The 14,932-nt window shown below is 73.5% G+C and carries 10 protein-coding genes; 1 reads left to right on the top strand and 9 read right to left on the bottom strand.

Going from position 1 to position 14,932, the window contains the following annotated elements; all coding sequences use genetic code 11:
- Window positions 1–19: 19 nt before the first annotated feature.
- The 8 genes from ACZ7OH_RS05580 to ACZ7OH_RS05545 all read right to left on the bottom strand — a co-directional run bounded on the left by ACZ7OH_RS05580 (window position 20) and on the right by ACZ7OH_RS05545 (window position 11,407).
- A complete protein-coding gene (locus ACZ7OH_RS05580; protein WP_470279760.1) occupies window positions 20–1,579 on the bottom strand; it encodes an Hsp70 family protein in 1,560 nt (519 codons plus the stop codon).
- 2 nt (window positions 1,580–1,581) lie between these two features.
- The gene (locus tag ACZ7OH_RS05575; RefSeq protein ID WP_470279759.1) at window positions 1,582–2,811 is read right to left on the bottom strand and encodes a hypothetical protein; all 1,230 of its coding nucleotides are present in this window, start codon (window positions 2,809–2,811) and stop codon (window positions 1,582–1,584) included.
- Window positions 2,808–4,283, bottom strand: coding sequence for a dynamin family protein (locus tag ACZ7OH_RS05570; protein ID WP_470279758.1), 1,476 nt, complete (start codon window positions 4,281–4,283; stop codon window positions 2,808–2,810). The genes ACZ7OH_RS05575 and ACZ7OH_RS05570 overlap by 4 nt, the downstream gene beginning before the upstream one ends.
- Window positions 4,280–6,133 carry a dynamin family protein gene (locus tag ACZ7OH_RS05565; protein WP_470279757.1) on the bottom strand — a complete coding sequence of 618 codons (1,854 nt, stop codon included), beginning with the start codon at window positions 6,131–6,133 and terminating at the stop codon, window positions 4,280–4,282. The genes ACZ7OH_RS05570 and ACZ7OH_RS05565 overlap by 4 nt, the downstream gene beginning before the upstream one ends.
- Before the next feature lie 53 nt (window positions 6,134–6,186).
- Entirely contained in the window at window positions 6,187–7,470 is a 1,284-nt protein-coding gene (locus tag ACZ7OH_RS05560; RefSeq protein WP_470279756.1) for a glycoprotein, read from the bottom strand.
- Window positions 7,471–7,599: 129 nt separating this feature from the next.
- Entirely contained in the window at window positions 7,600–10,164 is a 2,565-nt protein-coding gene (locus ACZ7OH_RS05555) for an AAA family ATPase (protein WP_470279755.1), read from the bottom strand.
- A 201-nt stretch (window positions 10,165–10,365) separates the two neighbouring features.
- Window positions 10,366–10,971: a hypothetical protein gene (locus ACZ7OH_RS05550; protein WP_470279754.1), complete on the bottom strand. Its 606-nt coding sequence runs from the start codon at window positions 10,969–10,971 to the stop codon at window positions 10,366–10,368.
- Window positions 10,972–10,975: 4 nt separating this feature from the next.
- The gene (locus ACZ7OH_RS05545) at window positions 10,976–11,407 is read right to left on the bottom strand and encodes an LppU/SCO3897 family protein (protein ID WP_470279753.1); all 432 of its coding nucleotides are present in this window, start codon (window positions 11,405–11,407) and stop codon (window positions 10,976–10,978) included.
- Between the two features lie 129 nt (window positions 11,408–11,536).
- Here ACZ7OH_RS05545 and ACZ7OH_RS05540 point away from each other — a divergent pair, with 129 nt between their 5' ends.
- Window positions 11,537–12,943 carry a PI-PLC domain-containing protein gene (locus tag ACZ7OH_RS05540; protein WP_470279752.1) on the top strand — a complete coding sequence of 469 codons (1,407 nt, stop codon included), beginning with the start codon at window positions 11,537–11,539 and terminating at the stop codon, window positions 12,941–12,943.
- Between the two features lie 4 nt (window positions 12,944–12,947).
- Here the strand turns inward: ACZ7OH_RS05540 and ACZ7OH_RS05535 are convergent, their stop codons facing one another.
- Entirely contained in the window at window positions 12,948–14,831 is a 1,884-nt protein-coding gene (locus tag ACZ7OH_RS05535) for a hypothetical protein (protein WP_470279751.1), read from the bottom strand.
- Between the last annotated feature and the right edge of the window lie 101 nt (window positions 14,832–14,932).

The raw sequence follows: 14,932 nt of genomic DNA, 5'->3' as shown, positions 1-14,932 counted from the left end.
CGGCGAGCGCCCGCGCGGATCACGTCGTGGGCGCCGCGGTCGTCGTGGTCGGCGGGGTCGTGGTCGTCGTCGGCGTCGTCGTGCGCGTCGGCGTCGTCGTCCGCGGCGGTGTCTTGCGCCGGGTCGTCGCCGGCGGGTTCGTGTGCGGCGCCGCCACCGTGGCGTGCGTCGTCTCCGGAGCCTCGGGCGACGGCAGCGTCACCAGCGTCGGCGTGTCGGTCGCCGGACTCGACGACGGCGGGGTGCTCCCCGAGCCGCTCCCGCCCGAACTGCTCACCGCCACCGCCACGCCGCCGATCGCCACCACCGCCACCGCGCACAGCCCCACGACCACTCCGCGGCGCGAGGCCCGGCGGCCCGGGCTCGCGTCGGACTTGGTCCGGCCGAGCGACGGCGGCGGTGCCCCCGCGCCGAAACCCGGGGTCGCCGGCTCGCGCGTCTCGGGACGGGGTGCCGGCACCCGCGGGACCGGGACCGGCGGCGGCACCGGCTGGGCCCGCGTCGCCTGCACCAGTCCCGACCGGCCCGACGCCAGCGCCGCCGCGCCGAGCGCCACCCCGTACTTCGGGTGGATGTCCACCGCCGTCGGGCGGCCCAGCTCCGCCGACACCAGCTGGGACACCAGCGGGATCCGGGACGAGCCGCCGACCAGCAGGACCGCCCCCAGGTCCGCCGGGCGGAGGTTCGCCGACCGCAGCGCCCGGTGCAGCGACCCGATCGTCGCGGTGATCGACGGGCGGATCATCTCCTCGAACTCACCGCGGGTCAGCCGGACCTCCGTCTGCACCGACGGCAGCAGCACCGGCACCGCCGCCTCCGTGTCGGCCGACAACGCCTCCTTCGCCAGCACGCACTCCTGGCGCAGCCGCACGACCGCCGCCACCGCGCCCGGGTCGTCCGGGTCGATCTGCGACAGCTTCCCGTCCAGCGCCCGGTCGACGTGCCCGAACACGGCCTCGTCGAAGTCCACGCCGCCGAGCCCCTCGATGCCCTCCGGCGAACCGAGGATCTCGAACCCGTTGCCCCGCTTGCGGAGCACGGTCGCGTCGAACGTGCCCCCGCCCAGGTCGTACACCGCGACGACCGCGCCGTCGTCGAGGCGTTCCTGCGCCGCGTAGTGCGCCGCCGCCGCTTCGGGCTCGGTGATCAGGCCGACCTGGTCGATCCCGGTCAGCCGCGGCACCTGCTCGAACAGCTCCCGCTTGTACGGCCCCCAGTTCGCCGGGTGCGTCAGCGTGATCCGGTCGGGCCGGCCGCCCTGCTGCCCGGCGACCGTCCGCACGACGTACCCCAGCAGGTGCGCCATCAGCGACGCCACCGAGTGCGGCGCGCCGCCGAGCAGCACCGGCGTCGGGTCGCCCAGGCGCCGCTTGAACTCCCGCGCGACGCGGTCGGGCTCGACGGCCGCGCGCCGGCTGGCGGCGTCACCCACGAGCACGCCGCCGTCGGCCCGCAGCAGCACCACCGACGGGATGGCCGCCGTGCGGTCGCCGAGCGACACCATTTCGACGTGGCCGGCGCTGTCGACGGCGGCGGCCGTGAAGGTCGTGCCGAGGTCGATGCCCAGTCCGTAGCCCATTGTCAGCCTCCGCCATCCGCGTGCGCGTGGTCAAAAGTCGGGTGCTCGTCCGGGACCTGCTCCGGGTCCGGGTCGGCGAGGTGGTGGTCGTGGTGGTCTTCGTGCTCCGGTGGCGGCTCCGCCGGCGGCGTCGCTTCGGGCGGCTCCGGCGGCGGTTCGCCCGGCAGGTGGCCGGTGTCCGGCAGGTGCTCCGGCTCGGGGTGCCGCGGCGGCTCGAACGGGTGCTTCCGCTCCGCCGGGTGCGCCCGGGAGCCGGTGACCTCGCCGGCGTCGTGGTGCTTCGGCTCGGGCTCGGTCGCGAAGCTGTGCTTCGCCGGCGGGTGCTCGGCCAGCGACGAAGACGCGGCCAGCGCGGCCGTCTCCGCCGCGGCCGGCTGGGGGTCCACTGTGGACACACGGCCGATGGTGACGGCGACCGGTGCCGCGGGCGGCGCAGGAACGGTGACCGACGTCGTCACGGCGGCGCCGCGGGCCTTGTCGCCCACTGTCTCGGTCTGGTGGATCACCGGCCCGGCGGGTTCGCCGAACGGGTCGTCGGCCTTCGCCTGCTCATCGACGCTGATCCCGACCGCGATCCCGGGCGGCCCGCTCGCCGCCTCGTCGAGGGTCACCGATTCGTCCTGGAACACCTCGATGTCGCCGTGGCCCGGGGTGTCGGGTGTGAGCTCGTAGGTCAGCGAACCGCCGTGCTCGACGCTGATCGTGCCGTCCGGGTTCTCGTGGACGACGGCGTCGGCGTTCTGGACGACGTCGATGTCCGTGTCGCCCGGCGTGCCGTCCCCGGGCACCACGACGTGCTGGTGGTCGACGTAGACCTGGTCGTGGCCGTGGTCGTGCACCACGAACCGTTCGGTGGCGTCGATGACGAAGTTGCCGAACTCGTCCTCGTGGACGTCGATCTGCTCGAACTCCTCGACGGTGGGCAGGTCTTGGACCGGCGCGCCCGCGGCGGTCTCCGGGTGCCAGACGGTGCCGGTCCGCGCCTCGACCGAGCCGTCCTCGCCGCGCGTGACGGTGCTGGTCTCGACGTGCGGCACGTACTCGTGGCCGGTGTCCGCGTGCGCCGTCTCCGCGGCGGCCGGTTCGGGGTGCGAGGGCGCGCTCGCCAACCCCGGCGATCCGGATGATCCGGACGATCCGGGCGTAAGCACGTTGCCCGCCACCTCCGAGGCGACCGCGCCGGCCGCGGCTGTGACGGCCTTCCGGATCTTGTGCTTCGGCTGTTCGGTCACGACAGGACCTCCGCCCGGGCTTCGCTGAGCAGGATTCCTTCGCAGGTGCGCACCAGGACGCGGGCGGCCTCGCGGACGTCGCGCGGGGACGCGGGGTGCTCGGCGCGCCGCTGCCACCTCAGCAGCTGCGCGCCGAGCGCCTGCCGGACCGCGCCGCGGCCCGCGTCCTCCGGCAGGCCCAGGCGGCTCGGCACGTCCACCCCGGCCGCGCCGAGCAGCCGTTCCGCGTCGCGGGCCTCGTCGGTGGTGAACAGCACGACCCCCAGCCGGATCGAGTCGATCAGCTGGATCTCGGCGAACTCGTGCGCGCCGGCGACGATCCGCTCCCACTCGTGCAGCAGCCCGCCGGTGCGGTCCGGGTAGGCCCGCAGCACCAGTTCCACCGCCTGCAGCGCCGACCGCGCCTTGAGGACGTCGGCCCGCGCGGCGAACTGGGACGTCAGCAGCGACCGCAGCCGGTGCAGGCCGCTGCGGGCCAGCAGCTCGCCCGACAGCGCCCGCGCGCCGGTCACGTGGCCGCCCGCGGTCAGCTCGATGCCCAGCCGGACGCCGAAGAGCCCGTAGCGGTCCAGCAGATCGGCGCGCGCGGCCGCCGGAACGTCCACTTCGGACTCCGCGCGGGCGAACCGGTCGGCTGAGGTCAGCAGTCGCGTCACCTCGGCTTCGGGGGCGGCGGCCAGCACCCGGAACGCGCGGTACTCGGATTCCTTGAGCGACGCGGCGGAGCTGGCCAGCAGGCCGGCCACCGGGACGACGGTCTGGCAGAGCCCCCGCACCCGCGGGTCGCGGGCGTAACGGCCGGCGATCTTCTCCGCCGAGTCGAGCGCGTCGGTGCGGGCGTGCCCGACCTCGTCGGCCTTGGACAGCACGCCGATCGTGTTCACCGGGCGGCGCTGCGCCGGGTCGTCGTGGAAGGCGTCGAGGAACCGGACGTCGTCGCCGTGGACGTGCCGCATCAGGTACACGACGGCGTCCGCGGTGCCGACGCCGTCGCCCTCGGGGACGAGCGCCGCCTCGGTGCGGCCGGAGACGGCCGAGCGCGCCGAGCCGAGCCCGGGCGTGTCGATCAGCGTCATCGCGCGCAGGGCCGGCGACGGCCAGTCGACGACGAGCCGGTCGACGTCGTCGGGGGCCATGCCGAGCTCGAGGCCGAGCGTGCCGGACAGGCGGCCGAACGGCAGCTGGCGCGGCATCCCGCGGACCGGGTGCAGCATGATCCGGTAGGTCGGGCCGTTGCGGTACCAGGTGACGACCCGGGTGCACTCCCCCGCGTCGGTCGCCGCGAGCTCCTGCCCGACGAGCGCGTTGAGCAGCGTGGACTTGCCGGCCTTGACGCGGCCGGCGATGGCGACGCGCAGCGGCTCGGCGAGCCGGCCGGCGATCTGCCGCAGCTGCGGCTCGGCCGGCGTGCCGGCGTACCCGGCGCACGCGCGGGCGACGAACCCGCGGACCTGGACGTAGAGCGGGGTCATCGCGTCACCGCCGGGACCGGCGCGGGCGCGGCTTTGGGGGCGCTGCGCAGGGTGAGCTCGTCGGCGCGGCGGCCGAGCACTTCGAGGGCTTCGATGTCGGCCTCCAGCCGTTTGAGCTCGGCCGCTTCGGTGTCGTCCTCGACGACGGCTTTCTTGGCGTTCGCCAGCGCTTCGGTGAGGGACCGCTGGAGTTCTTCGACGCGCGCGCTGTAGGCGTCGCGGAGTTCTCTTTGGACGGTCCGCATCGCGTCGCGGGAGTCCTTGCCGACCTGGAGGTTGAACTCGTCGACGAACCGGCGCACGGCGGTCTTGGCCAGGCCGCGGCGTTTCTCCAGCTGCCGCTTGCGTTCGTCGAGGAAGCCGGAACGGCCCATGAGCAGGCCGGCGGCGACGCCGAAGGGCGTCGGAATGGCCAGTGCGGCCATCTTCGTGAGCATCGAGAACATCAGGAAGCCGCTGTAGGCCTTCTGGAACGCGGCCATGCCGGTGGTCCCGCGGGTCTTGACGCCGGTGAACGACGAGTCGATGTCGATCTCCTCGACCACCCTCACCGGCGCCTGGACTTCGCGCGGCAGCACGGCTTGGGATTCGGCGAGCTCGAAGTGCTCGGCGACGCGGGAGGCGAGGCCGCGGGCCTCCTTGACGAAGGTGGTGTAGTTCTCGAGGGTTTCGTTCGCGAGGCGCTGGCGCAGCCACTTCTCGAACTCGTCCCAGTTCTTGGCGGGGTCGCCGTCCTCGATGGCCTCTTCCGCCTCGTGCAGCACGCCGCGGGAGCGGGCGCGCAGGTCGTAGTCCACATCGGACGAAATGTCGGCGAAACCGTCGAAGAGCAGCTGCTGCCACCTCGCGGACTGGCTGCGCAGCGCGTCGACGCGGTCGTTGACCCGGCTCAGCTCCGCGACGAGCGCCGCGGACTGTTCGGGGTGCGCGAGCGCGGTGCGGCGGGCGCGCAGGGCCGCGTGCAGCTGCCCGACCGCGGACCCGACGTGCAGGCCGACGGCGTTGAGCGCGGACCGCTCGGCGTCCCCGACGACGCCCTGCAGGCACTTGACCAGCTGCGGGAAGCCGGATTCGACGTTCAGCTCCTGGTCGGCCGAGCGAGCCGCGACGGTGCGCAGCTCGGAGGAGACGGCGATCGTGTCGATCGCGATCCCGCACGCTTCGAGGTGGCCGGCGTTGAGCTCGAGGATGCGCCGCCACTGGGGGTAGAGGTCGATCTTCGTGAGGACGAAGAAGACGCTCGGGCAGAGTTCTTTGACCGTCCGGAGGAACCGCAGTTCGGCGCCGGTGAGCTCTTGGGAGGCGTCGGAGAGGAAGAGGACGGCGTGCGCCCGCGGCAGCGAGCTGACGGTGACGGCGTTGTGCAGTGAGCCGAGCCCGCCGACGCCGGGGGTGTCGACCAGCGCCAGGCCGCCGGAGAGCAGCTGGCGGCTGATCGACGCCGTGACCGACTTGAGCTTCCGGACGTTGCCGGGGTTCCCGGCTTCGGAGACGTGGGTGGGCAGGTCTTCGAGGGAGATCCGCTCGGTCCACGGCGGCGACGACGGGTCGGCCGGTTCGTAGGTCGCCAGAGCCCCGGACTCCGGCGCGTAGCGGACGACGGTCGGCACCGCGGTCGCGATGTCGTCGTCGACCGGGCAGATCTTCGCGGTCAGCAGGGCGTTGATGAGCGAGCTCTTGCCCTGCTTGAACTCCCCGACGACGTAGACGGTGATGTCCGGTTCGGACAGCAGGCGCCGGGCGTCGGTGAGGCGCTGGACGAGATCGTCCCGCCCGTAGGCCTTCGCTCCCTTGACGGCGAGGTCGAGGGTGTCGAGGGCGATGCGCCCCCCGCCGCTCGGCTCCTGCATGACCGCTCCCTCTTGCTTGCTAACTGCCTGTTCGCCTGCTTGCTCGCGCCGGCTCAGTAGTGGTCGACGTCGTGGTGGTGGTCGACGTGGTGGTCCTGGTGGTGCTCGTCGACGTGGTGGTCGTGCTCGTGGTGCTCGGTGGACGCCTGCTCGTTGAACTGGTCGCCGCCGTGGCCGTGGTGGGCCTGCTCGTTCTGGAAGATGTTGCCGTGGCCGCCGGTGCTGGCCTGCTCGTTGAACTGGTTGCCGCCGTGGCCCTGGCCCTGCTCGTTCTGGAAGATGTTGCCGTGGCCACCCGTGGCGGCCTGCTCGTTGAACTGGTTCCCGCCGTGACCGCCCGAGCCCTGCTCGTTCTGGAAGATGCTCCCGTGACCGCCCGAGCCGGCCTGCTCGTTGAACTGGTTGCCACCGTGACCGCCCGAGCCCTGCTCGTTCTGGAAGATGCTCCCGTGGCCACCCGAGCCGGCCTGCTCGTTGAACTGGTTGCCACCGTGACCGCCCGAGCCCTGCTCGTTCTGGAAGATGCTCCCGTGGCCACCCGAGCCGGCCTGCTCGTTGAACTGGTTCCCACCGTGACCACCGGAACCCTGCTCGTTCTGGAAGATGTCCCCACGGCCGCCGCTGCTGGCCTGCTCGTTGAACTGGTTGCCGCCGTGGCCCTGGCCCTGTTCGTTCTGGAAGATGTCGCCGCGGCCGCCCGACGAGGCCTGCTCGTTGAACTGGTTCCCACCGTGCCCGCCCGAGCCCTGCTCGTTCTGGAAGATGTCCCCACGACCGCCGCTGCTAGCCTGCTCGTTGAACTGGTTCCCACCGTGGCCACCGGAACCCTGCTCGTTCTGGAAGATGTCACCGCGGCCACCCGACGAGGCCTGCTCGTTGAACTGGTTGCCCCCGTGGCCCTGGCCCTGCTCGTTCTGGAAGATGTCTCCCACGCCGCGACCGGTCGAGGCCTGCTCGTTGAACTGGTCCCCACCGTGCCCGCCGGCGCCCTGCTCGTTCTGGAACACGTCGCTGTGGTGGCCGGCCGACGCCTGCTCGTTGAACTGGTTGCCGCCGCGGCCGGAGCCTTGCTCGTTCTGGAAGATGTCGCCGCGGCCGCCCGACGCAGCCTGCTCGTTGAACTGGTCCCCACCGTGACCACCGGAACCCTGCTCGTTCTGGAAGATGTCCCCACGACCGCCGCTGCTGGCCTGCTCGTTGAACTGGTTGCCGCCGTGGCCCTGGCCCTGTTCGTTCTGGAAGATGTCCCCACGCCCCCCGGCGCCGGCCTGCTCGTTGAACTGGTCGCCGCCGGAAGCCTGCTCGTTCTGGAAAACGTCGCCCGATGAAGTCGTCATCCTGTGCACTCCTGACATTCGGATCGGTGAAGCCCGTGCCCCTCCGTTGTCATCCAGTCTTGGGCCGGCGGGCCTTCGGGTCATGAGTAGCGGCTACTCGGCTTCCGCTCGCCCGCGGCCGCGATCTACCTATGGACCGTCGCCGGGGCTACTCCCCGATGCCAGTGGCCCCACCACCGAAGCCAGCTCACGGCGCCCGGAAATACCCAGCTTCGCGTAGACCCCGTGCAGCACGTTGTCGACCGTTCGCACCGACACCACCAGCCGGTCCGCCACCGCCCGGCTCGTCAAGCCCGTCGCCACCAGGCGGGCGATCTCCAGCTCCCGGACCGTCAGGTCGAGGGGCGTTTCCAGCAACGAAAGGGCCGGCGTCGCAGCGTCCTCACAGGACGCCAGCCACGCCCGCGCGCGCTGGGCCGAGGTTGCCGCGCTGCCGTTCTTGCCCTCGGCTCGGTACGCCCGCGCCGCCTGGGCCGACACCTCCGCCGCGAGCAACCGCGCGCCGACGTCGGCGAACGACGAGGCCACCGCGTCCAACGCCGGGGCGTCCGAACCCGCCGCCGCGTGCGCCGAGTACAGCGCCGCCATTCCGCCCGCCGACGGGATCTCCCCCGGGTCGGCGCCGAACCGGAGCAGGTCGTGGCGGATCTCGGCCGCGACCGCGAGCCTGCCGTCCGCCAGGGCGGCCGCAGCGGCGGCCGAGCCCAGCTCCGCGGCCCGCGACGGCTCACCCCGCGCCGCCGCGACCCACGCGCCGTCCCAGTCGCCGAGCGGCTCCGCGGTCCGGCCGCTCATCGCCGTCGCCCGGACCAGCGCCGCCGCGACCGCCGGGCGGAACTCGTACGGCTGGTCGTGCGCCTCCGCCGCCAAGGCTTCCCGCAGCCAGCGGATCGCGCCGCGGACGTTGCCGTACGCGAGCGCGACCGTCCCGAGCGACGCCGCCGCGCCCGCCACCGCCGGGCCCCACCGGTCCCGGACGGCGTCGCGGTAGTCGTCGCCGGCCAGGTCTTCGGCCTCCTCGAGCCGGCCCGCCCGGCACAGCGCGACGATCCGCGCGTGCTCCAGCCGGACCCGCGCCCCGGGCGCGGAAGCGTCCGAGATCCGCGCCGCGATCTCCAGTCCTTCGTCGACGACGCCGAGGCACGCCTCGGTCCGCCCGGTCGTCGCCAACGCCCCGGCCGCGACGACCAGCGCCGCGAGCCGCAGCGCGTCGCCGCGCCGGTTGCGGTCCAGCACCGGCCCGAGCAGCTCCAGGGCCGCGCGTGACGAGCCGGAAGCCGCCAAAAGGGCCGCCCGGGCGGTCACGAGGTCGTCCTGGGTCCCGGACACCGCCGTCTCCGCGGTGTCCAAGACCGCCGCAGCCTGCTCGAACCGGTTCAGGCCGAACGCCAGGTTCCGCGCCCGCGTGGCCGCGACGCGGGCGTGCTGCGCGTCGGACACCGTTTCGCCCGCCAGTTCGGACAGCAGCGAGTCCGCGTCGGCGGGCCGGCCGCCGGCGACCCGGACCTGGGCGAGCAGGAACTTCGCGCCGAACCCGCCACCCATCCGGGCGGCTTCGGCCGCCAGCTGCTCGGCCTGTGGGAAGTCCTTGCGCAGCAACGTCTCCGCCGCGGCCCGGACGAGCTGCGGGTCGGTCGGCAACCCGGCGGCGAGCCGCCACCGCACCAGCCGCGGTTTGTCCTCGGCTCGGCGCGCGCCGGTGAGGTCGAGGGTCTGCGCGAGGATCCGGTAGGTGTCGCGCTGGCGCAGCGGCGACGTCCGGCGGCGGATCACCTCGGCGTAGAGGGGGTGCGCGAGCCGGACGTTCAGCCGCCGCCCGGTCCGTTCGGACACGACCAGCCCGGCCTGTTCGGTCGAAGCGAGGACGCGGGCGGCGCCGAGCCGCACCAGCGGATCGCTGCCGAGCGGCTCCCCGAAGGCGAGCAGCTCCAGCAGCCGCCGCTCGTCGGCGTCGACCCGGTCGGTGCGGGTCTCGATCAGCTCGACCAGCCGCGGGGACGCCGTGAGCGCCCCGCTCCACCGCCACACGCCGTCTTCGGCCGACAGCGAGCCGCTGTCGAGGCCGCCTTGCACGAGTTCGCGCAGGAACAGCGGGTTGCCCAGGCTCAGGCTCCACAAGCGGTGCTCCGCGCCGTCGTCGAGCCGTCCGTTCAGGACGGCGGTGATCAGCTCGGTGGTCTGCGGGCGCGTCAGCTCGCCGACGTCCAGCCGCTCGGCGACGCGGTCCTTCCACATCGCGAACACCGCGTCGGGCACGCTCACGCCGTGCGGCGCGATGACGATCACGAACGCCGACGCCGTCGCGGCCAGCTGGTGCACCAGGGTCGCGGACAGGTCGTCGAGCAGGTGCGCGTCGTCGACGCACAGCACCAACCGTCGCCCCTCCGCGCCGCGGGTGAGGTGCCCGGCGACCTGGTTGAGCCGGTGCGCGCGGTCCCCCGAACCGTCCGCGCTGCCGGGCAGGAGGTGGGCGAACGCGCCGAACGGGATCGTCGACGCCGAAGACATCGCGCGCACCCAGTGCGTGCGCGCGCCACCACCGGCCAGCTCGGCCAGCAGGACCTTCGCCAGGCGCGTCTTGCCGGCGCCGGCGCGGCCGGTCAGCAGCAGCCCGCACACCTCGGGATCGGCCAGTGCCCGGCGCGCGAACGCCAGTTCCTGTTCGCGGCCCACCAGCGGCCAGTCGTTCGCCACACCCACTGCCTCCCCAACCCCTCACGGGTCTTTCCGCGCCCGCGCACAGTCGTTCCTCGGATAATGAGCACGCCCGGCCCGGTCGAGTACCGAATCCGCGCGGCGATTTGGCGTAAATCGACGAGCGGTGCCGCGAATGCGGCACAACGGACAGTCGATCTCCCATTCCGTGAGCGTTTACCGGCTATCGAGGAAATACCGTTATCCCCGGTTTTCCGGTGATTCTTTTTCCTGCGCCACCATCATTCCTATGACGCGCGGCAGGACCACCGCGTTCCACCCCGCCATGGCCGTGACGAGCTCCGGTTCGGGGCCGCCGGTCCACACGCGCACCTGGCCGGCGCGCAGGTCGGTGCCGAGCACGCCGGCCCACGGCACCTTCGGGGCGAACCACCGCCACCGGCGCAGTCCTTCCGCGTCCGCGTCGATCCGCCGGTGCCCGCCCCCGCCGAACCGGGCGGTGGCGCCGGCGGTGATCGCGTCGACCGCGGCCTGCGCGATCCGCGGGCAGGCCGCCGACTCGACCAGCTCGACCAGCCGCCGCCACGTCTCGCGCGCGTCCTCCAGCTCCTCGCCCCCGAAGGCGTCGAACACGAACCGGCTCCGCACCGGGCCGCGGGCCAGGCCCAGCGCGTAGCTGGCCTGGCGCGGCCGGGCCGCCGCGGCGTAGGCGACCCGGTCCACCTCCCCCAGCCGGAAGACCCGGTCGCCGATCACGATCGCGTCGCCCGCGGCGGCGAGCGTCCGCCCGCCGCTGCGGACCACGATCTCGCCGGAGCCGGTGAACGAGAACTTCCCGGCGGTCATCGGGCTACTTGCCGGTCTTGGCCAGGCAGAGCACGACGCCGGTCTCGCCCTCCTTGCCCTCCCAGAACACCTGGTCGGCGTCCGGGTACGGGGTGCACGCGCTGATCTGCGCCTCGATCTGCGTCTTGCCCTCGACCCGCGCGACCACCTTCAGCGTCGCCTCGGGCGTCCCGCAGTCGACGATCTTCACGTAGTTCGCGCCGCTTTCGGTGACGCAGTTGCCGACCTGCGCGTTCTCGCCGTTCGACCGGGTGGCCACCCAGACCAGCGCGAGGACCGCGGCGACCACGATCAGGAACACGGTGAGCACGATCTTCTGGCGCCGCTTCGACTTCTTCGGCGCGGCCGGCGCGGCCGGCGGCGGCCCGGGCACCCCGGCCTGCGGCGGCACGGGTCCGGTCGGCTCCGGGAACTGGGGTCCTCCCGCGTAGGTCATGACGTTCCTCCCTCGATGTCCAGCTGTCCCCAGCTAGGCGTTCCACCCGTGTTCCACGGTGTTCCACCCGCCGTTCGGGCCGGCGGGCCAGGATGGGACCGCCCCGTTCCCCGACGCGAGGACCCGAGGATGACCCGACTGCCCGCACTGGCCGTCTCAGCGCTGGCCACCGCCGCGCTCCTGACCGGCGGGACCGCCGAAGCCGCGAGCCCGCCGTTCACCGCGTCGGTCTTCCGCGCGACGCACAACAGCTATTCGGGCAGCGTCGACGGCGCGAAGAACTCGATCGCCTACCAGCTCGACCACGGCGTCCGGTTCATCGAGTACGACATCCACGACAACGGCTACGCCACGAACCACGACTACGGCGTCGGCCACAACTCTCCCGGCGACGCCGTCGACCACAACGGCGGCAACCCGGCGTCGGACAACCTGCGCGACTGGCTGTCGGTGGTGAACACCTGGTCCGCGGCCCACCCGTCGGCCGCGCCGATCGTCGTCATGCTCGACCTCAAGGACGACCTGACCGACAACGCGAACTTCGCGGCGGGCAACCTGACCGCGGTCAACCAGGAGCTGGAGTCGGTCTTCGGCAGCCGGCTGCTGCGGGCGCAGGACTACCCGGCCGGCTCGCCGACCGTGGACGCGCTGCGCGGGCGCGTGCTGCCCCTGCTGTCCGGGGACGGCGGCAGCCGCACGGAGTACAAGCGCGACGTCGGGTACCACCCGGCGATCGCGATCAACGGGCGCGGCCAGGTCGTCGAGGTGCACGACTCCGGCGGCGGCGCGCTTTGGTACTGGACCGGGACCTACGGCGCCGACGGCCGCGTCACCTGGCTGCGGCACGGCAAGTACGACAGCGGGCAGACCCCCGCCGTCGCGCTCAACGACAACGGCGACCTCGTCGAAGTCCACCAGTCGCAGACCGCCTCGACGCTCTGGTACCACGTCGGCAGGCTCGGCGCGGACGGCGAGATCACCTGGCAGGCCAGCCACCAGTACGACAACGGCGTCCAGCCGACGGTCGCCTTCACCGACGCGACGCACGTGCGGGAGATCCACCAGAGCCAGAGCAGCAGCCAGAACTGGACGTGGACCGGCACCCTCGCGGGCACGACGGTGACGTGGACCGGCAACGCCAAGACGTCGGACGCGCGGTACGCCAAGGACACCGCTGCCGACGGCACTCTGCGCGTCAAGGTGTGGACGGGCGCGGACGGCCCGACGCCGTCGAACACCCTGCGCGTGGACACCGCGAGCGTCACCGGGGACCGGATCCGCTACCGGCAGGTCGCGTTCGACGAGTTCCAGAAGGGCGACAGTGCGGAGCTGCAGCAGGGCGCGCTGTTCTACGGGGCGCCCGCGACGGAGTCGGCGTTCATCACCTCGGCCCGCCAGTCGGGCAAGCTGGTCCGCGGCTGGGACTTCGACTCCTCGAGCGACGCGACCACACCGCTGGCGAACTACCCGGCGACGAACCACCCGTACGACGCCTGGTACCAGACCTTGCTGACCCAGAACGGCGCGGTCGAGTAGGCGCTCATCCCGGGTCGTAGCTGCAGCGGATGCCGGTGCGGACGCCGTCGCGCAGGACGTCGCCGATCACCGCGTCCGCCGCGGCGATCCGGGTCAGCGCGCGGCGGATCGCCTTGCCCACGGCGATCCGCGCCTTCTCCTCCGCGCCCGCGAACTCGCGGACGCGGCCGGCCAGCCCCGCGGCCGCCGACAGCTCGCCCAGCAGCCAGTCGCGCTCGGTGCGGACCTGCTCCGCGCGGCCCGCGTCGTGGTTGGCCTCGTGCTCGTCGAGCTCGGCTTCGAGGTTCGCGAGCCAGCGCCGGTAGTGCGCGGTCGCCGTCCGGTCGAGCACCGGCTGCGCCGACGTCACCTCGGCGACCACGCCGTGCGCCAGCTCGACCGCGGTCAGCTCGTGGCCCGGGTTGTCCAGCAGCGTCGCCAGGTAACCCATGCCGACGCTGTGCTCGACCAGCGCGGACCGCCCGTCCAGGACGAAGAGCCAGTGGCTGCCCTGGCGGCGGCACGTGACGCGCCGGTTCACCCCGCCCGCCGCGAAGTCGGGCAGCACCATCCCGAGCTGCGACGCTTCCCGCGTCGCCGCGGCCAGCTCCCGCGCGGCTTCGGCCGACGCGGGGCCGAGCGCCTGCGCGAGCCGGGCGCGGGACAGCGCCGCGGCCGGCCAGTGCGCCAGCGCGAGGTTGTCGCGGACCGCCGCCCGGAAGTGCTCGGTGGCGCGCCCGCTGTCGCCCGCGGTCAGCATCGCGACGCCCAGCGCGTGCTGCACCGAACCGAAGCAGGCGACGCCGAGGCTGGCCGTCATCGGCAGCCGCGCGAAGGGCGTCAGAAGCGCGTACGCGGCCAACGCCGATTCGACGTCCGACAGCAGGTACGCGGACTCGACGATCCCGTACATCGACACGAGCCAGCTGCTCGACCGCGGCAGCAGCGCCAGGTCCCGGCCGCGCAGCCGGGCCAGCGCGCCGGCGGCCTCGCGTTCGTCGCCGGCGGCCGCGGCGGCGACCGCCAGCCCGGCGATCAGCGCGTTGTCGACCGCGCTCAGCGTCGGCGAGTGCACCGTCTCGCGCAGCATCGGCAGCAGTTCCGCGACGCGGCCCTGGTACCACCGGACCGCCCCGAGCTGCGCGGTGTACCAGCCGATCGCGTCGGCGTCCCCGGCTTGCTCGCCCCGCAGCGCGCAGGCCGCCGCGCGGGCTTCGGCCTCCTCGAAGCGGCCGGCGCGGATGCTGAGCATGACGTCGATCGCGTCGAGCACGAACCCGACCGCGAGGTGGTCGCGCTCGGCCAGCAGGCCGCGCAGGTCGGCGAGCCCGCGCTGGGCGTGCGGGTCGCCGTCGAGGAAGAGGTCGACCGCGCGCCAGAGCATCCCCATCAGCAGGTCGCTGCGGCGGTCCGTGCGGAAGCCCTCGGTGATCAGCTCCTGCGCGAGCGCGCGGCGCTGGCCGCCGTGGTCGGGCCCGAGCAGGCAGTGGTGCGCGAGGCTCGCCGCCTCCGCCCAGGCGACCGGGTCGCCCGCGCGCTTGGCCTCTTCGAGCACCGCGAGGATCTCGTTGCTCTCCCCCGCCACGTAGTCGGCTTCGCCCGCGAGACGCGCCTTGAGCCGCAGAGCCAGCGACGACCCCGGGTCGACGGCGGTCCGCGCGCTGCGCAGCCTCGCCTGCAGCAACGCGGCCGCGGGCGCGCTCCGGTGTTCGTGCACCCACAGACCGGCCAGGCCCAGCGCGGCGCGCGCCATCCCCGGCCCGTCGCACCCGGCCTCCGCGGCGCGGTACGCCCGGTCGAACCACTCCCGGCCGGCGCGCAGGTCGCCGTCGGCCTCGAGTGCGCGCTCCCCGTTGCGCAGCAGCTCGCCGAGCGCGGTGGCCGCCGGTCGCGTTTCGCTGTCCAGCATCGCCCGCCCCCTCTCCCCCGGGAAATGGTGCCCGCGCGACCGGCTGGGGTCAACGTGCGAAAACCGCCGGGAAAGCCCCGCGCGCGGCCGGGAATTTTCCG

It is taken from the genome of Amycolatopsis sp. NPDC114478, from assembly GCF_055633805.1.
Note: the sequence above shows the minus strand (reverse complement) of the source record. Positions and strands in the feature narration are given on the sequence as shown.

Coding starts and splice junctions, on each gene's coding strand:
- ACZ7OH_RS05580 (WP_470279760.1), bottom strand. CDS start 1,579: ATGGGCTACGGACTGGGCATCGACCTCGGCACGACCTTCACGGCCGCC.
- ACZ7OH_RS05570 (WP_470279758.1), bottom strand. CDS start 4,283: ATGACCCCGCTCTACGTCCAGGTCCGCGGGTTCGTCGCCCGCGCGTGC.
- ACZ7OH_RS05565 (WP_470279757.1), bottom strand. CDS start 6,133: ATGCAGGAGCCGAGCGGCGGGGGGCGCATCGCCCTCGACACCCTCGAC.
- ACZ7OH_RS05560 (WP_470279756.1), bottom strand. CDS start 7,470: ATGACGACTTCATCGGGCGACGTTTTCCAGAACGAGCAGGCTTCCGGC.
- ACZ7OH_RS05550 (WP_470279754.1), bottom strand. CDS start 10,971: ATGACCGCCGGGAAGTTCTCGTTCACCGGCTCCGGCGAGATCGTGGTC.
- ACZ7OH_RS05545 (WP_470279753.1), bottom strand. CDS start 11,407: ATGACCTACGCGGGAGGACCCCAGTTCCCGGAGCCGACCGGACCCGTG.
- ACZ7OH_RS05540 (WP_470279752.1), top strand. CDS start 11,537: ATGACCCGACTGCCCGCACTGGCCGTCTCAGCGCTGGCCACCGCCGCG.
- ACZ7OH_RS05535 (WP_470279751.1), bottom strand. CDS start 14,831: ATGCTGGACAGCGAAACGCGACCGGCGGCCACCGCGCTCGGCGAGCTG.